This is a genomic window from Salipiger sp. IMCC34102 (assembly GCF_004145405.1).
Taxonomy (GTDB): Bacteria; Pseudomonadota; Alphaproteobacteria; order Rhodobacterales; family Rhodobacteraceae; genus Loktanella.
In genome coordinates this window covers 383,988-402,489 of record NZ_SELQ01000001.1, presented here as the reverse complement: position 1 = coordinate 402,489, position 18,502 = coordinate 383,988, and the positions used below count along the sequence as shown (strand labels likewise).

The following is an 18,502-nucleotide window of genomic DNA, read 5'->3' as shown; positions in this document are numbered from 1 at the left end:
CACCGCAAACGGTGGGTGCGGGACGCCTCGCCGGCGGGGCGGATATTTTCAGCCAGAAGAAGCAGGGGACGGCTCTTCCGCGGCCGGGGCGAGGCGGCTCGAGAGGGCCAGCGAGAGCGCGATCAGCGGCAGGCTGATGCCCCAGACCCAGTGCAGGCCCGCGTGCTCGGCGATATAGCCCAGAAGCGGCGGGCCAAGCAGGAAGGCCACGAAGCTGAACTGCGCAAGGGCTGCGACGTTGAGGGCGGCGGGCCGGTCGGTGCGCTGCGCCGCGGCCGAGATCGCCAGCGGAAAGAGCGTCGCCGTGCCGCCGCCGATCAGCGCGAAGCCCAGCAGGGCCACGAGTGGGGCGGGCGCGAAGAAGACGAAGACCACCCCCAGCGCCATTGCCGCCTGCATCGCCCGGGCCACGGGGACGGGCTGGAACCGGTCGATCAGCCGATCCGCGCGGTAGCGCACCAGCGCCTGGCTCAGTGCTACGGTGGCCACGGCCAACCCGCCGAAGACCGGGGCGGTGTCGAAGCTTTCAAGCATGTAGATCGCCGACCAGTCGAGCGAACCGCCCTCCAGCACCATGGCCGAGATGCTGACGCCCACCAGGGCCAGGATCGGCAGGGTCGGGCGCGCGATCATCGGCGCCTCGGTCGAGCTGTCGGTGCCGCGCTTCGGCGCCGGTTCGAAATTGCGCAACAAGAGCCAGAGCGCGCCCCAGGCAAGGGGGATGACCAGCGCCATGTGAAGGGCGGGCGGCACGCCGGCCTGCGCCATGCCCGCGCCGAAGAGGCCCGCGCCGAAGAAGCCGAAGGACCAGAAGGCGTGGGCCCGGTTCATGATCCGGCGGCCCATCCGTGCCTCTGTCCGGTCGGCTTCGACGTTGACGATGATCTCCGTCAGGCCCAGCGTGACGCCCGCGGGCAAGAGAAGGACGAAGAGCATTCCCGGCCCCGGCGCATGGATCGCGATGGCATAGAACACCGGCATCGCCATGAGCGCGCCGATCATCACCCTTTTGTGACCGAAACGGTTGATGACCGGGCTGCCCAGCGTCAGCGCCACCATCGTCCCCACCGACGCCCCGATGAGTGCCAGGCCCAGCGCCCCTTCGCCCACGCCCATGGCCTCCTTCACGGACGGCAGCCGGGTGAAGAGCTGCCCAAGGCAGAAGGCGTAGATCGCGAAGGACGCGAAGACTTGGCGGTGCGGGGCGATGGACATCGGAACCTCGGTCCGGGCGCGCCCGGTAATTAACTGTATTTTAACGCTTTCTTATCCGCGGATAAGCCTCACTGGTCGATCCAGCCGGTCAGGTTCCGATCGATCACGCCGCAGAGCGCGTGGATATGCGCGGCGTCCGCGTTGAGGCAGGGGATATAGGTGAAGTGTTCGCCGCCCGCCTCCTCGAAGCTTTCGCGGATCTCCTCGTTGATCTCTTCGAGCGTCTCGATGCAGTCGGCGCTGAAGGCGGGCGCGCAGACGGCGATGTTCTTCACGCCGTCCTCCTGCGCCAGCCGCGCCACTTCCTCGACCGTGTAGGGCTTGAGCCATTCCTCCGGTCCGAAGCGGGACTGGAAGGTGGTGACGATCTGGGTGTCGTTCCAGCCGAGACGCTCCTTCAGCAGGCGCGTCGTCTTCTGGCACTGGCAGTGGTAGGGATCGCCTTCGCGCAGGTAGCGCTCGGGCACGCCGTGATAGCTGCAGATCAGCTTTTCGGGCTTCTTTTCGAGCTTGGCGTAGGCGGTCTCGATCGACTGGGCGAGTGCGTCGATGTAAGCGGGATCGGCGAAGTAGGGCTCAACCACGCGGGCGATGGGCTGCCACTTCTCCTTCATCAGGGCGCGGAAGAACTGGTCGTTGGCGGTGGCGGAAGTCGCGCCCGCGTAATGCGGGTAGAGCGGGAAGAAGAGGATCTTCTGGCAGCCCGCCTCCACCATCTCGCGCACCTTGGAGGCGGTCGAGGGGTTGCCGTAGCGCATGCAGAAATCGACCCGGACGTTGTCGCCGTAGCGGTCGCGCATTTCGGCCCGGATCGCCTCGGTCTGCTCCTTGGTGATCGTCAGGAGGGGGGATTCATCGGCCTCGGTGTTCCAGATCGAGCGGTAGGCCGCGCCCGAGGTGAAGGGACGCCTGGACAGGATCACCAGTTGCAGGAGCGGTTGCCATTTCCAGGCGGAGTAATCGACGACGCGCTTGTCGGACAGGAACTCGTTCAGGTAGCGGCGCATCGACCAGTAGTCGGTGCCGTCCGGCGTGCCGAGGTTGGCAAGCAGGATGCCCACGCGGGCCGGTTCGACCTTCGGATGGTCCGCGGGCGCATGCACGGGGCAGGTCGCGGGGCGCGCTTGGACGGTGGCGTCGGACATGGGAAGCTCCTGCGTGGCCGGGACGCAACCCAGATAACCGCTTTGGCCGCAGCGTCAATCTTGTGGGATGTCGCGGGGGTTCTCCGTCGTGCCCAATGCGTCCGCAAGCCGGGCGGTGGCCGACCCGGGGCGCAGCGGCTGCGGCTGATCGGCAGAGGGGGCCCAGCCGGTCAGGGTGATGATCTCGAAGGTGGCGGTCAGGCGGCCGTCGGGTCCGGTGAAGTGTTCGGCATAGATCTCCGCCGCGTGCCGCAGGACCGCGGCCCGCGTGGGCCGGCGCAGGCGGGCGTCGAGCGCGTTGCCCTCGCCCATGGCACGCAGGTCGCGCATGAGCGCGGGCAGGTCGGGGTAGCTGACGCGGACCGTGTCGCTGTCGGCCACCGGCAGGGCCAGGCCCGCCCGTTGCAGCAACCCGCCCAGGTCGCGGATCTCGGCCATGGGGGCCACGCGCGGCGAAAGGCCGCCGGTCACGTGGGTTTCCGCCTGCGCGAGGGCCACGCGCAGCTCGTTGAGGGTCTGGCCGCCGAAGAGCGTGGCCAGGAACAGCCCGTCCGGGGCCAGCGCCCGGCGGGACTGGACCAGTTGACCCACGAGGTCGTTCGCCCAGTGCAGGGACAGGTCGTGGATCAACAGATCATGCGCGCCGGGGGCAAGGTCCAGCGTCTCGGCGTCGGGGACGGTGCGGGCGGCGGGGAAGCCTTGCCACAGGGAGGGGCGCGGCGTGACGAGGGCGGCAGACGTAAACGTCCTGTTAACCTCTTCCAGTCTCTCCTGAAGGTCGTCGCGGGCGCGCTGGTGGAGGAAATCCACCGTCGCGCGCGCGCGGTTACGGGCCAGGGCTGCGGTGTCGGTCAGGGTCTGCATGGTGCGCATGTAAGGGGTGACGATGAACTTGCAAACGGCGATCCGGGCGATCTATCCCGCGACCTGCGTCGGCTGCGCGGAGCCGGTCGCCGACGAAAACGGCCTCTGCGGGGCCTGCTGGTCGGAAACGCATTTCATCCACGGCCTCGTCTGCGACCTTTGCGGCGCGCCGCTTATGGGAACGGAAGACGGGCTGGGGGCGAACCAGTGCGACGATTGCCTTGCCGCGCCGCCGCCCTGGGATCGGGGGTGCGCGGTCCTGGAATATGCGGGCAAGGGGCGGGCGATGGTACTGGGGCTCAAGCACAATGACCGCAGCGATCTTGCGGTGCCCGCGGCGGGCTGGATCGCGGAACGGCTGCGGGGAAAGGTCGGGGCGGACACGCTGGTGGTGCCGATCCCGCTGCATTGGTCGCGCCTCGTGACGCGGCGCTACAACCAGGCGGCCCTGCTGGGGCGGCTGATCGCGCGGCACCTGGAGGTGGACTACCTGCCGGACGCGCTGCAACGCACCCACCGCCACCCGAAGATGGAGAACGAGACCAGGCGCGCCCGCTTCCAGGCGCTCTCGGGGGCGATCCGTCCGCATCCGCGGCGGGGTGCGCGGATGGCGGGGCGCGCGGTGCTGATCGTGGACGACGTGATGACCTCTGGCGCCACGCTGACGGCCGCGGCGCGGGCCGCGCGCCGGGCGGGGGCCGGCACGATTTCGGTCGCGGTACTGGCACGGGTGGTAAAAGAGCCCTAGCTTGGCACGGAACCCGAACCCGGAGCCCGCCCATGCCGAACGTCGAGATCTACACCAAGCCCACCTGCGGCTTCTGCCACATGGCCAAGCGACTGCTGACATCGAAGGGGGTTTCGTTCCAAGAGATCTCGCTTGCGGACGAACCCGGTCGCCGGGACGAGATGATCGAGCGCGCGAACGGGCGGCGGACGGTGCCGCAGATCTTCGTCGGCGACACGCACGTGGGCGGGTGTGACGACTTGATGGCGCTCGACCGGACCGGCGGGCTGGAGGCGCTCTTGCGGTCATGAGGGCCGCGCTGGTCCAGTTGACGAGCGGTGACGATCCGCAGGCCAACCTTGAGATCACGCGCGCCTTCGTGGCCGAGGCGGCGCAGGCCGGGGCGGAGCTGGTCTGCACGCCCGAGGTCACCAATTGCGTCAGCCGGGATCGGGGCCACCAGACCCGCGTGCTGGCCGAACAGGACGACGACCCCACGCTCGCGGCGCTGGCAAAGGACGCGGCGCGGCTTGGCGTCTGGATATCTGTCGGTTCGGTCGCGTTGCGCACACGCGACCCGGAGGGGCGGTTCGCCAACCGGTCGGTCCTGATCGGCCCCGATGGCGGGATCGCCGCGACCTACGACAAGATCCATATGTTCGACGTCACCGTGTCGGACACCGAGTCCTACCGCGAATCCGCCGGCTACCGCCCCGGCGACCGCGCGGTGACAGCACGGGCCGGGACGGCCACCCTGGGGCTCAGCGTCTGTTACGATCTGCGCTTCCCCGTACTTTACCGCATGCTGGCGCAGGCGGGGGCGCAGGTGCTTCTGGTGCCCTCCGCCTTCTCGCCCGTCACCGGTGCCGCCCATTGGGAAACCCTTCTGCGCGCCCGCGCGATCGAGACGGGCTGTTTCGTGCTGGCGGCCGCGCAGACCGGGACGCACCCCATCTCGACCGGACCGGGACGGAAGACCTACGGCCACAGCCTTGCCGTCGCCCCTTGGGGCGAGGTGCTGGCCGATGCGGGCACCGACCCGGGCGTGACGCTGGTCGACCTCGACCTGTCGGAGGTCGCGCGCGCGCGCGAGCGCGTCCCGTCGCTGACCCACGACCGTGCCTTCGCGGACCCGTCATGAGCGAGACCTCCCAGCACCTGGCCGTCGCGCTCTTTTCGGAGCTGCTGGCGGTGGACCAGCTGGCGCGGATCGCGCTCGACCGGGTGCTGCCCAAGGGGATGGAGCTGTCGCATTTCAGCGTGTTGAACCACCTCGCACACACGCAATCGGAACGATCGCCCACGCAGCTGGCGCAGACCTTTCACCTGACGCGCGGAGCGATGACAAACACGCTCAACAGGCTGGAATGGGCGGGCTACATCCACGTGCGGCCCGACTGGGACGACGCGCGCAAGAAGATGGTCTCGATCAGCCCCAGCGGCGTGCAGGCCCGCGACGCGGCGGTAGCGGCGATCTCTCCTCTCGTCAGCGACGTGGCGCAGAAGGTGGGAGAGGACAAGGTACGCGCCGCCCTGCCATTGCTGCGCGAGTTGCGGTTGAAGCTGTCGGACTAGGCCTCAGGGCTTCACCGCCGCCGTGACGTAGTTCACCGACAGGTCCTTTTCGGACATCGACCAGCGGAAGGTGAGCGGGTTGAAAACGTAACCGGTGCGGTCCACCGGGGTCAGGCCCGCCTTTTCCAAGAGCGCGAAAAGCTCGTCGGGGGTGATGAACTTCGCCCATTCGTGCGTGCCCTTGGGCAGCCAGCGCATGACCCATTCCGCGCCGACGATGGCCAGGGCGAAGGATTTGGGATTGCGGTTGATGGTCGAGCACAGGTGCAGCCCGTCGGGCTTCAGCAGGGCCGCACAGGCGTCGAGGTAGCCTTGCGGATCGGCCACGTGTTCGACCACCTCCATGTTGAGGACGACGTCGAATTGCTCGCCCGCCGCCGCCAGCGCCTCGGCGGTGCCGACGCGGTAGTCGATCGCAAGGCCGGATTGTTCGGCATGGATGCGCGCGACGGGAATGTTGCGCGGTGCCGCGTCCACGCCCACCACGGTGGCGCCCAGCCGGGCCATCGGTTCGCAGAGCAAGCCCCCGCCGCAGCCGATATCCAGCAGGCGCAGACCCTCGAAGGGCCGGTCCGCGGACAGGTCGCGCCCGAAGTGCGCCGCCACGTGCCGGGTGATGTAGTCCAGCCGCACCGGGTTCATCATGTGCAGGGGCTTGAATTTGCCGGTCTCGTCCCACCACTCGGCGGCCATGGCCTCGAACTTGGCGATCTCTGCGTCGTCGATGGTGTTCGTGGGCATGGGGGTCCTCCGGGTAGCATCGAATTTGGGCGCGGGCCGTGGTCTTGGCGCTCGACACGCTATATGCCCTCTTCATGGACCGAGACCAGAGACAGATGAGCGCAGCCGCCTACCTTTACCCGCCCGTCGACCCGTTCGACCGCCGGGATCTGGAGGTGGGCGAGGGTCACAGCCTTTACGTCGAGCAATGCGGCAACCCCGACGGAATCCCCGTGGTGGTGCTGCACGGCGGGCCCGGCGGCGGGTGCAGTCCCGCGATGCGGCGCTACTTCGATCCCGCGCGTTATCGCGTGGTGCTGTTCGACCAGCGTGGCTGCGGGCGCTCGCGGCCGCATGCCAGCGTGCAGGACAACACGACCTGGCACCTCGTCCGCGACATCGAGTTGATCCGCAAGACCCTGGGGATCGCGCGCTGGATCGTCTTCGGCGGAAGCTGGGGCGCGACGCTGGCGCTGATCTACGCGCAAAGCCATCCGGACCGCGTCGCGGCGCTGGCGCTGCGGGGCGTGTTCCTGATGACGCAAGGCGAGCTCGACTGGTTCTACGGCGGCGGCGCGGGAAGGTTCTGGCCGGATCTCTGGGCGAAGTTCACCGGGCTCATTCCCGAAGACGAGCACGACGACTTCATCGCGGCCTATCACCGGAGGTTGTTCTCCGGCGATCCGGTGGAAGAGGCGAAACACGCCCGCGCCTGGGCCTCGTGGGAGAATGCGCTGGCCGCGATCGACAGCAACGGGGTCACGGGCGAAAGCTCTGCCGAGTATGCGCGGGCCTTCGCCCGGCTGGAGAACCACTACTTCCGGCACCTGGGCTGGCTGGACGAGGAGACGGCGATCCTCAACCGTACCGACCGGCTGGCGGAGATCCCCGGAACCATCGTGCAGGGACGCTACGACATGATCTGCCCGCCCGTCAGCGCCTACAGGCTGGCCGAGGCCTGGCCTGCGGCCAAGCTGAAGTTCGTCGCGAAATCGGGGCACGCGCTGTCGGAGCCCGCGATCAGTGCCGAGCTGGTGCGCACGATGGACCGATATGCCGCGCGGGCGGACGCCCTGGGGCTTTCACGGGGTTAATTCCTTTACACCCTTGGATTCCCCGTTAAAGTTGGCGTCATTCCAAGGGGACATCGGGTAGGTGAATACCGTACTGAAGATCATTCTGCAGCGGCTCGGGCTTGGGCTGCTGACACTTCTGGTCGTTTCGATCGTCATCTTCCTGGCGGTGAACGCGCTGCCCGGTGACTTCGCGCAGGTGATCCTGGGACAGGGCGCGACGGAGCAGGCGACTGCGCAGATCCGACGGGACCTGGGCCTTGATCAGCCGCTGGTGATGCGGTATTTCGCCTGGCTGGGCGGTATGGCGACCGGCGATCTGGGTACCTCCTTCGCGCAGCTGAACTTCGCGCAGAACATGGGCGGCAGCGGCGGCGTCACCGTGGTCGAGCAGATCGCACCCCGCTTTGCCAACACGATGTTCCTTGCCGGTGTGACGGCGGCCATCGCGGTGCCGGTCGCGGTGGGCCTGGGCATCCTCGCGGCGCTCTATCGCAACACGGCCTTCGACAAGGCGGCCAACGTGGCGACGCTGTCGTCGATCTCCAGCCCCGAATTCTTCATGGCCTACGTGCTGATCCTGTTCCTTGCGGTGCTGAACCCGATCCTGCCCAGCCTGTCGAACATCTATGAAGGCATGCCCTTCGGCGAGCGGCTGACGCGCACGCTGCTGCCCGCGCTGACGCTGACGCTGGTGGTGGTGGCGCACATGATGCGGATGACGCGGGCCTCGATCATCAACCTGCTGGCCAGTCCCTACATCGAGATGGCGCGCCTCAAGGGGATCGCGCCGATGCGCATCATCGTGCGGCACGCGCTGCCCAACGCGCTGGCGCCGATCATCAACGTGATCGCGCTCAACCTGGCCTACCTGATCACCGGTGTCGTCGTGGTCGAGGTGGTCTTCGTCTATCCCGGCATCGGCCAGCTTTTCGTGGACAGCGTGAAGATCCGAGACATTCCCGTCGTGCAGGCGTGCTGCCTGATCTTCGCCGCGGCCTATATCCTGCTGAATCTGACGGCGGACGTGATGTCGATCCTCAGCAACCCGCGTCTGAGGCATCCGAAATGACACTCGCCCTGGTTCTTCTTGCCCTGCTGCCCCTGGCCTGGGTCTTTCGCTTCGCGGGCCAGCGGTTGACGCGCCGGCCCTACTGGCGCGACATGACCTTCGCCGTGGCCTACGGCTACCTGCTGGTGGCGGTCCTGTTGGCCTGGCTCGCCTGGGCCTACCTGCAGTCGATGTCCGCCGATGCGGAGGTCGCGAACACCTATTTCTTCCTGCGGGTGGCGATCAACCTGTTCATCGGGTTCGCGATCGCGGCGATCCTGTTCCGGCTACTGGGCCGCGCGGTGGGCCCCGCCTGGTCGCGCAAGGCCTTCCGGCAGATGCCCCTGACCGCGGCCTTCGGGATGCTGACGATCATCGTCTACGTGGTCGTGGCGATCTTCGCCCCTCTGATCGCGCCCTACGGGCAGGAGCAGATCATCCCCGGCGTGGCGGCCAACATCCTGCCCGGGGGCGATCCCGCGCTGGGCGGCAACCCCGATTTCCCGCTGGGCACCGACCAGATCGGCCGCGATATCCTGAGCCGCCTGATCTACGGCGCGCAGAACACCGTGGGCATCGCCTTTGCCACCACCTGCCTTGCCTTCGTGCTGGGCGGGACGCTGGGGATCCTGGCGGCGACGCTGGGCGGGTGGCTCGACAACCTTCTGTCCCGCGCGGTCGACGTGCTGATGGCGATCCCGTCGCTGATCTTCGCGCTTCTTCTGATGACGATCGCAAGCGTCTGGGCGCCGCGGCTGGGCATTCCGCTGACCGTCTTCATGGTCTTCATCATCGCGGTGATCGACAGCACGCGGGTCTACCGGCTGGCGCGCGCCGTGGCGCAGAACATCGTCGTCATGGACTACATCGAGGCGGCCAAGCTGCGCGGAGAGGGGCTGCGCTACCTTGTCTTCAAGGAGATCCTGCCCAATGCCACCGCCCCCCTCCTGGCGGAGTTCGGGCTGCGGTTCTGCTTCGTCTTCCTGACCATCGCGGCTCTGTCGTTTCTGGGCGTGGGCATCCAACCGCCGCTTGCCGACTGGGGCACGATGGTGCGCGACCTTGCGTCCTTCATCAACTTCGCGGCTTTCGCACCGCTCGCGGCCAGCGCGCCGCTGCTGGCGGCGGGGGCGATCGCGCTTCTGACGGTGGCGGTGAACTTCCTCGTGGACTGGATGCTGCACAGATCGTCGGGGCTGAAAGAATGACCGAACCGCTACTGACCATCCGCGACCTGCATCTGGAGGGGCGGACCGACGAGGAATGGGTCCCGATCATCAAGGGTGTGGACCTGACGCTCGACCGGGGCGAGGTTCTGGGCCTGATCGGTGAATCCGGCGCGGGCAAGTCCACGCTGGGCCTGGCCGCGATGGGCTATTGCCGCGACGGGGTGCGCGTGAGCCAGGGCCAGGTGAAGTTCGACGGGATCGACCTGTTCGAGGCCTCCGCCGGGCAGAAGCGCGCGCTTCTGGGCAAGCGGATCGCCTATGTCGCGCAATCGGCGGCGGCGTCCTTCAACCCCGCTCACAAGATCATCGACCAGCACACCGAGGCGCCGGTGCGGCACGGCGTGATGGGCCGGGCGGAAAGCGTCGAAGACGGGGTCGACCTTTACGAGCGGCTGCGCCTGCCGAACCCCGAGGAGATCGGCTTTCGCTACCCGCACCAGGTCTCCGGCGGGCAGTTGCAGCGCGCGATGACGGCGATGGCGATGTCCTGCCGCCCGGACCTGATCATCTTCGACGAGCCCACCACGGCGCTGGACGTGACCACCCAGATCGAGGTGCTGGCCGCGATCCGGCGCATCGTGAAGGATTTCGGCACGGCCGCGATCTACATCACCCACGACCTTGCGGTGGTGGCGCAGATGGCCGACCGCATCAAGGTGCTGCTGCGCGGCGAGGAGGTCGAGACCAACGAGACCCGCGCCATGCTGTCGGACCCGCAGGAGGAGTACACCAAGTCGCTCTGGGCGGTCCGCAGCTTCAAGCGTCCGGCGAAACCCGCGGTGGCGGAAGGAACGGTGCCGGTGATCTCGGTCCGGAACGTCGATGCCTCCTACGGCCCCGTGCCGGTCCTGCACGACATCAGCTTCGACGTCCACAAGGGGCGCACGGTCGCGGTCGTGGGCGAAAGCGGATCGGGCAAGTCGACTGCGGCACGCTGCATCACCGGCCTTCTGCCGCCCACCGGCGGAGAGATCCTGCTGGACGGCGAGCCGATGGCCGCCGACTACCGCAAGCGCAACAAGGACACGCTGCGCCGCGTGCAGATGATCTACCAGATGGCGGATACAGCGCTCAATCCGCGCATGTCCGTGGGCCAGATCATCGCGCGCCCGGTGCAGTTCTACCTTGGCCTGCGGGGGGCTGCGAAGCGCAAGCGCGTGAACGAGCTGATGGAGCAGATCGAGCTTGACCCCGCGGAATACTACGGCCGTCTGCCCTCCGAGCTGTCGGGCGGGCAGAAGCAGCGGATCGGGATCGCGCGCGCCTTGGCCGCGGAGCCCGAGTTCATCATCTGCGACGAGGTCACCAGCGCCCTCGACCAGCTGGTCGCGGAAGGAATCCTCAAGCTGCTGGCACGGCTGCAGGACGAGTTGCAGCTGTCCTACATGTTCATTACCCATGACCTCGCCACGGTACGCGCCATTTCCGACGAGGTCGTCGTGATGAAGGACGGGCGCGTGCTCGACCAGGGGCCGAAGTCGGAGATGTTCCGGCCCCCGCATCATCCCTACACCGACCTGTTGCTGTCGAGCGTCCCGGAGATGGACCCCGATTGGCTGACCCACCTGCTCGAGACGCGTGGAGTTGATAACATCGGCGACGCGGCAACGGATAAGATGTAGACCGAATCACCCCCCCGAAAGGGGATCAAGGCGCATTTAAGCGTCACCACAACGGGAGAATTCAATGACCACTCTTAACAGACGCGGATTGCTCAAGACCGGTGTCGCGGCCGGTGTGCTTGGCCTGACCGGCCTGCCTCTGCGCGCGCAGACCCGCGGCGGCAAGCTGACGGCGGGCCTGTCGGGGGCCAACACCTCTGACAGCTGGGATGCGCGCACGCATTCGGACCTGTTCATGATCGCCTCCGCGCAAGGCGCCGTGTTCGATTCGCTGACCGAAGTGGCCGCCGACGGCTCACTGGTGGGTGAACTGGCCGAAAGCTGGGACAGCACCGACGCCCAAACCTGGGTCTTCAACCTGCGCACCGGCGTGAACTTCCACAACGGCAAGGCCTTCGGCCCGCAGGACGTGATCGAGTCGCTTCAGATGCACCTGGGCGAGGAAAGCAAGTCCGCTGCCAAGCCCATCGTGCAGAACATCACCGAGATGACCCAGTCGGGCGATCATCAGGTGACCTTCGTGCTGAACGCGCCCAACGCCGATTTCCCCTACCTTCTGTCGGACTATCACCTGCTGATGTATCCCGCGGGCCAGATCGAGGACGCGATCACCAACGGCATCGGCACCGGCCTTTACCAGGTGCAATCCTTCGATCCCGGCGTCCGCATGGTCGCGACGCGGGTGGACGATCACTACAAGGGCGACAGCGCCGGCTGGTTCGACGAGATCGAGTACATCGCGATCAACGACAACACCGCGCGCAACAACGCGCTGCTGACGGGCCAGGTCGACGCGATCAACCGGATCGATTTCAAGGTGGAATCGCTGCTGCGCGCTAACCCGAACATCGTGATCAAGGAAGTGACGGGCAACCAGCACTACACCTTCCCGATGCTCACCAACAATTCGCCCTACGATAACGTCAACCTGCGCAAGGCGTTGAAATACGGGATCAACCGCCAGGAGATGGTCGACAAGATCCTGCTGGGTCACGGTCAGGTCGCCAACGACACGCCCATCGGTCCGGCCAGCCAGTACTATGCCGGCGACATGGAGCAGCTGACCTACGATCCCGACCAGGCGGCCTTCTACCTCAAGGAAGCCGGGATGGAGGACGTCACGCTCGATTTGTCCGCGTCCAACGCGGCCTTCGAAGGTGCGGTCGACGCGGCGCAGCTCTTGCAGGCCTCCGCCTCCGTCGCGGGCATCGGCATCAACGTGGTGCAGGAACCCGCCGACGGCTACTGGTCGAACGTCTGGCTGAAGAAGAACTTCTGCGCCTCCTACTGGTCGGGCCGCGCGACGGAGGACTGGATGTTCTCCTCCGCCTACGAAGAAGGCGTGCCGTGGAACGACAGCCAGTGGGGCACCGAGGACAGCGCCCGCTTCCAGGAGCTGCTGCTGGAAGGCCGCGCCGAGCTGGACAGCGACCGCCGTCGCGAGATCTACACCGAGATGCAGATGATCCTGCGAGACGAAGGCGGCGTGCTGATCCCGATGTTCGCCAACTACGTCGAGGGTCTGAGCGCCAAGCTCGGCACGCCCGAGACGATCGGCAACCTGTGGCAGATGGACAATGCCCGCATGGCCGAGCGGTGGTGGACCACCTGATCCGTTGAAATTGCGTCGCCTCGCCGGGTCCGGCGGGGCGGCCGACCCTTGGGGCTTGCAATCCGGGCCACGCCGGTCTATCTGCATCCCAACAGCGGCGCAGGCCTCCACCCCCTGCACCACCGGACACGTAACGGGCCGCGCGCCCGTTTTTTTGTGCCTGAAAGGAATGCCATGACCGATCTTGTCGCCAAGGCCGCCATCGACCGCCGGATCGCGGAAATCATCGGCCCCGTGATCGAGGACCTGGGCTTCGAGCTGGTGCGCGTGCGCCTGATGTCGGGCAAGGAAACCACCTTGCAGGTCATGGCGCAGAAACCCGACGGGACGATCGAGGTCGACGAATGCGGCCAGATCTCGACCGCCGTCAGCGCCGTGCTGGACGTCGAGGACCCGATCCTGGATGCCTACATGTTGGAAGTCTCCAGCCCCGGGATCGACCGGCCGCTGACAAGGCTGAAGGATTTCGACCAGTGGCAGGGCTTCGAGGCCAAGCTGGAAACCGACGAGCTGATCGACGGACGCCGCCGCTTCAAGGGCGAGCTTGCGGGCACGGACGGCAATGAGGTTCTGATCGAGATCGAGGAAGGCACCATCGGGTTGCAGTTCGACTGGCTGTCGGATGCCAAGCTGGTGCTGACCGACGATCTGATCCGAGAGGCCCTCAAGGGTCGCAAGGACGGCGGCATGATCGACGAGACGCAGTTCGACGAAGTGCAGACGATCATCGACAGCGACGAGAACGTCGCCCCCGACAAGAGAACGAAAAAGCGACCGAGTTCGCGCAAGGAGATGAACTGATGGCCATCACATCCGCCAACCAGCTTGAGCTTTTGCAGACCGCAGAGGCCGTGGCGCGCGAGAAGAACATCGACCCCGGCCTGGTGGTCGAGGCGATGGAGGAAAGCCTCGCCCGGGCCGCGAAGTCCCGCTACGGCGCCGAGATGGACATCCACGTGGCCATCGACCGCAAGACCGGTCGGGCGACCTTCACCCGCGTGCGCACCGTCGTGGACGAGGAAGAATACGAGAACTACCAGGCGGAGTTCACCACCGAGACCGCGCAGCCCTACTTTCAGGATACCGGCAAGCAAGGCTCTCGCTGGATGCGTGACGGATCCGAGATCACCGATTACACCGGTGGGGCGCAGATCGGCGATGCGCTGGTCGAGCAGGTGCCGCCCGTGGACCTGGGACGTATCGCCGCACAATCGGCCAAGCAGGTGATCCTGCAGAAGGTCCGCGAGGCCGAGCGCGACAAGCAGTACGAGGACTTCAAGGATCGGGCCGGCACGATCATCAACGCGCTCGTCAAGCGCGAGGAATACGGCAACGTCATCGTCGACGTAGGCTCCGGCGAGGCGATCCTGCGCCGCAACGACAAGATCGGCCGCGAAGCCTATCGCCCGAACGAGCGCATCCGCTGCTACATCAAGGACGTGCGCCGCGAGCCGCGCGGGCCGCAGATCTTCCTGTCCCGCACGGCGCCCGAATTCATGGCCGAGCTGTTCAAGATGGAAGTCCCCGAGATCTACGAGGGCATCATCGAGATCAAGGCCGTCGCCCGCGACCCCGGTTCGCGCGCCAAGATCGCCGTGATTTCCTACGACAGCGGCATCGACCCCGTGGGCGCCTGCGTCGGTATGCGCGGCTCTCGCGTGCAGGCCGTCGTGAACGAGCTGCAGGGCGAGAAGATCGACATCATCCCCTGGAACGAGGACATGCCGACGTTCCTCGTGAACGCGCTGCAACCGGCCGAGGTCAGCAAGGTCGTGCTGGACGAAGAGGCCGGCAAGATCGAGGTCGTGGTGCCCGACGAGCAGTTGAGCCTCGCCATCGGGCGGCGCGGTCAGAACGTGCGTCTGGCGTCCCAGTTGACGGGTCTGGATATCGACATTCTGACCGAGGAAGAGGAATCCAAGCGTCGCCAGGCCGAGTTCGAGGTGCGCACGAAGCTGTTCATGGACACGCTGGACCTGGACGAATTCTTCGCCCAGCTGCTGGTCTCGGAAGGGTTCACCAACCTCGAGGAGGTCGCCTACGTCGAACTGGACGAGCTTCTGGTGATCGAGGGGGTCGACGACGAGACCGCCGCCGAACTGCAGGCCCGGGCCCGCGACTACTTGGAAGCGCAGAACACCAAGGCGCTGGAAGAGGCCCGCGCGCTGGGCGCGGAGGACAGCCTGATCGAATTCGAGGGGCTGACGCCGCAGATGGTCAAGGCGCTGGCCGAGGACGGCGTGAAGACGCTGGAAGACTTCGCAACCTGCGCCGACTGGGAACTGGCCGGCGGCTGGACGATCCAGAACGGCGAGCGGCACAAGGACGAAGGCGTGCTGGAACCCTTCGACGTCAAGCTCGAAGAGGCGCAGGACATGGTCATGACCGCCCGCGTGATGCTGGGCTGGGTCGATCCCGACGACCTTGCAACCGAGGAGACGGATGCCGATATGGAAGAGGTCGAGGCCTGATCCATGAGCCGCGGTGGTGCACACAAGACCCGGGACGACGGGCCGGAACGCCGGTGCATCGTCACCAGTGAGACGGCTCCGAAGGCGGGGTTGGTGCGCTTCGTGGTGGGGCCGGACGGCACGGTCGTGCCGGACGTTCTGGAAAAGCTTCCGGGCCGCGGGATGTATGTCACCGCGACCCGGGCCGCGCTGGATGCGGCGAAGAAGGGCCAGTTCAGCCGTGCCGCGCGGCAGCAGGTCGCGGTGCCGGATGGGTTGGCCGACGAAGTCGAACGGCAGATGGCGCGCCGGGTCGTGGACCTGGTGGCGATGGCGCGCAAGGCGGGCTTGGCCGTCTGCGGCTTCGAGAAGGTGAAGGGCTGGCTGGCCGGGGGCGCGCGGGTGCGGGTCCTCATGCAGGCCTCCGACGGGTCGGAGCGCGGCAAGACCAAGCTCTGGACGCCCGAGGGGGCGCGATATTTCGGTTGTCTGACCGGGGCCGAACTTGGTTTGGCCTTCGGGCGGCAAAGTGTGATACACGGCGCGCTCGCCGCTGGCGGATTGAGCGACCGTGTAGTAATGGAGGCCGCAAGACTGCGCGGCCTGCGCGAGATTGACGACAGCGATCCGGCTGTCGGGAAGGATATGTAGCTAGATGAGCGATAACGACGGCAAGAAACCCCTCGGCCTTGGTGGCTCTCGTCCCAGCAACGTGAAGCAGAGCTTCAGCCACGGACGGACGAAGAACGTCGCGGTGGAGGTCAAGCGCAAGCGCGTCGTGGTCCCCAAGCCGGGTGCCGCGAAAGCCTCCGGCGGGGCCAACCCCAAGCTGGGCGGCGATCCGTCCAAGCGGCCGGCGGGGATCTCGGACGTCGAGCTGGAGCGCCGGATGAAGGCGCTCGCGATGTCCAAGGCCCGCGAGGTCGAGGATGCCGCCAAGCGCGAAGCCGAGGAGAAGGCCCGCGCCGAGGAGCGCGAGCGTCGCCGCGCGGAGATCGAGGCCAAGGAAGCCGAGGACCGCGCCCGCGAGGAGCGCGCCAAGGCCAAGGCCGCCGAGGAAGAGGAAAAGCGCCGCCGCGAGGAAGCCGCGAAGAACGCGCCGCCCGAGCAGCCCGCCGCGGCCGCCGTCCCGGGCGAGGCCGCCGTGTCGCGCCCCACGTCCGCACCGCGCAAGACCGATCGCGACCGCGATCAGAAACCGCGCGACAACAAGCCCGGTCGGGGCGACGACGGACGCCGCAGCGGCAAGCTGACGGTGAACGATGCCCTGCGCGGTGGGGCCGGCGGACGCCAGAAGTCCATGGCCTCGATGAAGCGCAAGCAGGAACGCAACCGCCAGAAGGCGATGGGCGGCCAGGTCGAGCGTGAGAAGGTCGTGCGCGACGTGCAGCTGCCCGAGGCGATCACCGTGGGCGAACTGGCCAACCGGATGGCCGAACGCGTCTCGGACGTCGTGAAGCAGTTGATGACCAACGGCATCATGGCGACGCAGACGCAGACCATCGACGCCGACACCGCCGAACTGGTGATCGAGGAATTCGGCCACCGCGTCGTCCGCGTCTCGGACGCCGACGTCGAACAGGTGATCGAACAGACCGAGGACAAGCCGGCCGATCTGAAGCCGCGTGCACCGATCATCACGGTCATGGGTCACGTCGACCACGGCAAGACCTCGATCCTGGACGCGATCCGCAACGCGCGGGTCACCGCCGGAGAGGCCGGCGGGATCACCCAGCACATCGGCGCCTACCAGGTGACGACGAAGGGTGGCCAGGTGCTGAGCTTCCTCGACACGCCGGGCCACGCGGCCTTCACCTCCATGCGGTCGCGCGGGGCGCAGGTCACCGACATCGTGGTGCTGGTCGTGGCCGCCGACGACGCGGTCATGCCGCAGACGATCGAGGCGATCAATCACGCCAAGGCCGCCAAGGTCCCGATGATCGTGGCGATCAACAAGATGGACAAGCCCTCGGCCAATCCCGACAAGGTCCGCACCGATCTGCTTCAACACGAAGTCATCGTGGAGAAGCTCTCGGGCGACGTGCAGGACGTGGAAGTCTCGGCCCAGACGGGCGCGGGTCTGGAAGAACTGCTGGAAGCGATCTCGCTTCAGGCGGAAATCCTGGAGTTGAAGGCCAACCCCGACCGCGCCGCCATGGGTGCCGTGATCGAGGCGCAGCTCGACGTGGGTCGCGGTCCCGTGGCCACCGTGCTGGTGCAGAACGGCACCCTGCGGCAAGGCGACATCTTCGTCGTCGGCGAACAATGGGGCAAGGTCCGTGCCCTGATCGACGACAAGGGCGACCGGGTGAAGGAAGCCGGACCGTCCGTCCCCGTCGAGGTGCTGGGCCTGAACGGCACGCCCGAAGCGGGCGACGTGCTGAACGTGACCGAGACCGAGGCGCAGGCGCGCGAGATCGCCGATTACCGTGCGCAATCGGCCAAGGACAAGCGCGCAGCACTCGGTGCCGCCACGACGCTGGAACAGCTGATGGCGAACGCCAAGGCCAACGAAAGCCTGTCGGAACTGCCCATCGTGGTGAAGGCCGACGTCCAGGGCTCCGCCGAGGCGATCGTCCAGGCGATGGAGAAAATCGGCAACGAGGAAGTGCGCGTCCGCGTGCTGCACTCGGGCGTCGGTGCCATCACCGAGACGGACATCGGCCTGGCCGAAGCCTCCGGCGCGCCGGTTTTCGGTTTCAATGTGCGGGCCAATGCCAGCGCGCGAAACACGGCGAACCAGAAGGGTGTCGAGATCCGGTATTATTCGGTGATCTACGACCTCGTGGACGACGTGAAGGCGGCGGCTTCCGGCCTGTTGTCGGCGGAGATCCGCGAGAAGTTCATCGGCTACGCCAACATCAAGGAGGTCTTCAAGGTCACCGGTGTCGGCAAGGTCGCGGGCTGTCTGGTCACCGAAGGGGTCGCGCGCCGCTCCGCCGGTGTCCGCCTGCTGCGCGACAACGTGGTGATCCACGAAGGCACGCTGAAGACGCTCAAGCGCTTCAAGGACGAAGTATCCGAGGTGCAGTCGGGCCAGGAATGCGGCATGGCCTTCGAGAACTACGAGGACGTGCGCGAAGGCGACGTGATCGAGATCTTCGAGCGCGAGGAGGTCGAGCGCACGCTCTGATCCGAATGCCCTGAATTGGAACGGCCCGCGGGAGAGATCCTGCGGGCCGTTTTGCGTTTACCGGGCCGACCGCATTCGGCTGGCGT

The 18,502-nt window shown here is 66.9% G+C and carries 17 protein-coding genes; 13 read left to right on the top strand and 4 right to left on the bottom strand.

From position 1 onward, the window contains the following. Positions 1-48: 48 nt before the first annotated feature. From EU805_RS02105 to EU805_RS02095, 3 genes are all read right to left on the bottom strand, one after another. Positions 49-1,215 (bottom strand): MFS transporter, encoded by a 1,167-nt coding sequence (locus tag EU805_RS02105; protein WP_129762289.1) that lies wholly within the window; start codon positions 1,213-1,215, stop codon positions 49-51. 68 nt (positions 1,216-1,283) lie between these two features. Further along, a complete protein-coding gene (gene hemH / locus EU805_RS02100; protein ID WP_129762288.1) occupies positions 1,284-2,360 on the bottom strand; it encodes a ferrochelatase in 1,077 nt (358 codons plus the stop codon). 54 nt (positions 2,361-2,414) lie between these two features. Beyond that, complete coding sequence (locus tag EU805_RS02095; RefSeq protein WP_129762287.1) at positions 2,415-3,233, bottom strand: SAM-dependent methyltransferase; 819 nt, start codon at positions 3,231-3,233, stop codon at positions 2,415-2,417. Between the two features lie 13 nt (positions 3,234-3,246). Here EU805_RS02095 and EU805_RS02090 point away from each other — a divergent pair, with 13 nt between their 5' ends. Genes EU805_RS02090 through EU805_RS02075 form a run of 4 tightly spaced genes read left to right on the top strand, consistent with a single transcriptional unit; the run spans position 3,247 to position 5,526 of the window. After that, positions 3,247-3,972: a double zinc ribbon domain-containing protein gene (locus EU805_RS02090; protein ID WP_129762286.1), complete on the top strand. Its 726-nt coding sequence runs from the start codon at positions 3,247-3,249 to the stop codon at positions 3,970-3,972. A gap of 32 nt (positions 3,973-4,004) precedes the next feature. Next, positions 4,005-4,262 (top strand): glutaredoxin 3, encoded by a 258-nt coding sequence (grxC, locus tag EU805_RS02085; protein ID WP_129762285.1) that lies wholly within the window; start codon positions 4,005-4,007, stop codon positions 4,260-4,262. Continuing rightward, positions 4,259-5,092 carry a carbon-nitrogen hydrolase family protein gene (locus tag EU805_RS02080; protein ID WP_129762284.1) on the top strand — a complete coding sequence of 278 codons (834 nt, stop codon included), beginning with the start codon at positions 4,259-4,261 and terminating at the stop codon, positions 5,090-5,092. The genes grxC and EU805_RS02080 overlap by 4 nt, the downstream gene beginning before the upstream one ends. Next, on the top strand, positions 5,089-5,526 hold the full coding sequence (locus tag EU805_RS02075) for a MarR family winged helix-turn-helix transcriptional regulator (protein ID WP_129762283.1): 438 nt from the start codon (positions 5,089-5,091) through the stop codon (positions 5,524-5,526). The genes EU805_RS02080 and EU805_RS02075 overlap by 4 nt, the downstream gene beginning before the upstream one ends. A 3-nt stretch (positions 5,527-5,529) precedes the next feature. Here the strand turns inward: EU805_RS02075 and ubiG are convergent, their stop codons facing one another. Further along, positions 5,530-6,267 carry a bifunctional 2-polyprenyl-6-hydroxyphenol methylase/3-demethylubiquinol 3-O-methyltransferase UbiG gene (ubiG, locus tag EU805_RS02070; RefSeq protein ID WP_129762282.1) on the bottom strand — a complete coding sequence of 246 codons (738 nt, stop codon included), beginning with the start codon at positions 6,265-6,267 and terminating at the stop codon, positions 5,530-5,532. Between the two features lie 74 nt (positions 6,268-6,341). Here ubiG and pip point away from each other — a divergent pair, with 74 nt between their 5' ends. The 9 genes from pip (at position 6,342) to infB (ending at position 18,416) form a co-directional block, all read left to right on the top strand. Further along, complete coding sequence (gene pip / locus EU805_RS02065) at positions 6,342-7,340, top strand: prolyl aminopeptidase (protein ID WP_129762281.1); 999 nt, start codon at positions 6,342-6,344, stop codon at positions 7,338-7,340. A gap of 61 nt (positions 7,341-7,401) precedes the next feature. Continuing rightward, positions 7,402-8,391 (top strand): ABC transporter permease, encoded by a 990-nt coding sequence (locus tag EU805_RS02060; protein WP_129762280.1) that lies wholly within the window; start codon positions 7,402-7,404, stop codon positions 8,389-8,391. Continuing rightward, positions 8,388-9,578 carry an ABC transporter permease gene (locus EU805_RS02055; RefSeq protein WP_129762279.1) on the top strand — a complete coding sequence of 397 codons (1,191 nt, stop codon included), beginning with the start codon at positions 8,388-8,390 and terminating at the stop codon, positions 9,576-9,578. The genes EU805_RS02060 and EU805_RS02055 overlap by 4 nt, the downstream gene beginning before the upstream one ends. Beyond that, positions 9,575-11,221 carry an ABC transporter ATP-binding protein gene (locus EU805_RS02050; RefSeq protein ID WP_129762278.1) on the top strand — a complete coding sequence of 549 codons (1,647 nt, stop codon included), beginning with the start codon at positions 9,575-9,577 and terminating at the stop codon, positions 11,219-11,221. The genes EU805_RS02055 and EU805_RS02050 overlap by 4 nt, the downstream gene beginning before the upstream one ends. Before the next feature lie 64 nt (positions 11,222-11,285). Next, the gene (locus tag EU805_RS02045; RefSeq protein ID WP_129762277.1) at positions 11,286-12,833 is read left to right on the top strand and encodes an ABC transporter substrate-binding protein; all 1,548 of its coding nucleotides are present in this window, start codon (positions 11,286-11,288) and stop codon (positions 12,831-12,833) included. Positions 12,834-13,007: 174 nt separating this feature from the next. Further along, the gene (rimP, locus tag EU805_RS02040; RefSeq protein WP_129762276.1) at positions 13,008-13,634 is read left to right on the top strand and encodes a ribosome maturation factor RimP; all 627 of its coding nucleotides are present in this window, start codon (positions 13,008-13,010) and stop codon (positions 13,632-13,634) included. Continuing rightward, positions 13,634-15,304, top strand: a complete 1,671-nt coding sequence (nusA, locus tag EU805_RS02035) for a transcription termination factor NusA (RefSeq protein WP_129762275.1) — start codon at positions 13,634-13,636, stop codon at positions 15,302-15,304. Before rimP ends, nusA begins: the two co-directional genes overlap by 1 nt. Before the next feature lie 3 nt (positions 15,305-15,307). Then, entirely contained in the window at positions 15,308-15,934 is a 627-nt protein-coding gene (locus EU805_RS02030; RefSeq protein WP_129762274.1) for an RNA-binding protein, read from the top strand. Between the two features lie 4 nt (positions 15,935-15,938). After that, positions 15,939-18,416, top strand: a complete 2,478-nt coding sequence (gene infB / locus EU805_RS02025; protein ID WP_129762273.1) for a translation initiation factor IF-2 — start codon at positions 15,939-15,941, stop codon at positions 18,414-18,416. Positions 18,417-18,502 lie beyond the last annotated feature (86 nt).

Coding starts and splice junctions, on each gene's coding strand:
- EU805_RS02105 (WP_129762289.1), bottom strand. CDS start 1,215: ATGTCCATCGCCCCGCACCGCCAAGTCTTCGCGTCCTTCGCGATCTAC.
- hemH (WP_129762288.1), bottom strand. CDS start 2,360: ATGTCCGACGCCACCGTCCAAGCGCGCCCCGCGACCTGCCCCGTGCAT.
- EU805_RS02095 (WP_129762287.1), bottom strand. CDS start 3,233: ATGCGCACCATGCAGACCCTGACCGACACCGCAGCCCTGGCCCGTAAC.
- EU805_RS02090 (WP_129762286.1), top strand. CDS start 3,247: ATGAACTTGCAAACGGCGATCCGGGCGATCTATCCCGCGACCTGCGTC.
- grxC (WP_129762285.1), top strand. CDS start 4,005: ATGCCGAACGTCGAGATCTACACCAAGCCCACCTGCGGCTTCTGCCAC.
- EU805_RS02080 (WP_129762284.1), top strand. CDS start 4,259: ATGAGGGCCGCGCTGGTCCAGTTGACGAGCGGTGACGATCCGCAGGCC.
- EU805_RS02075 (WP_129762283.1), top strand. CDS start 5,089: ATGAGCGAGACCTCCCAGCACCTGGCCGTCGCGCTCTTTTCGGAGCTG.
- ubiG (WP_129762282.1), bottom strand. CDS start 6,267: ATGCCCACGAACACCATCGACGACGCAGAGATCGCCAAGTTCGAGGCC.
- pip (WP_129762281.1), top strand. CDS start 6,342: ATGGACCGAGACCAGAGACAGATGAGCGCAGCCGCCTACCTTTACCCG.
- EU805_RS02055 (WP_129762279.1), top strand. CDS start 8,388: ATGACACTCGCCCTGGTTCTTCTTGCCCTGCTGCCCCTGGCCTGGGTC.
- EU805_RS02050 (WP_129762278.1), top strand. CDS start 9,575: ATGACCGAACCGCTACTGACCATCCGCGACCTGCATCTGGAGGGGCGG.
- EU805_RS02045 (WP_129762277.1), top strand. CDS start 11,286: ATGACCACTCTTAACAGACGCGGATTGCTCAAGACCGGTGTCGCGGCC.
- rimP (WP_129762276.1), top strand. CDS start 13,008: ATGACCGATCTTGTCGCCAAGGCCGCCATCGACCGCCGGATCGCGGAA.
- nusA (WP_129762275.1), top strand. CDS start 13,634: ATGGCCATCACATCCGCCAACCAGCTTGAGCTTTTGCAGACCGCAGAG.
- EU805_RS02030 (WP_129762274.1), top strand. CDS start 15,308: ATGAGCCGCGGTGGTGCACACAAGACCCGGGACGACGGGCCGGAACGC.
- infB (WP_129762273.1), top strand. CDS start 15,939: ATGAGCGATAACGACGGCAAGAAACCCCTCGGCCTTGGTGGCTCTCGT.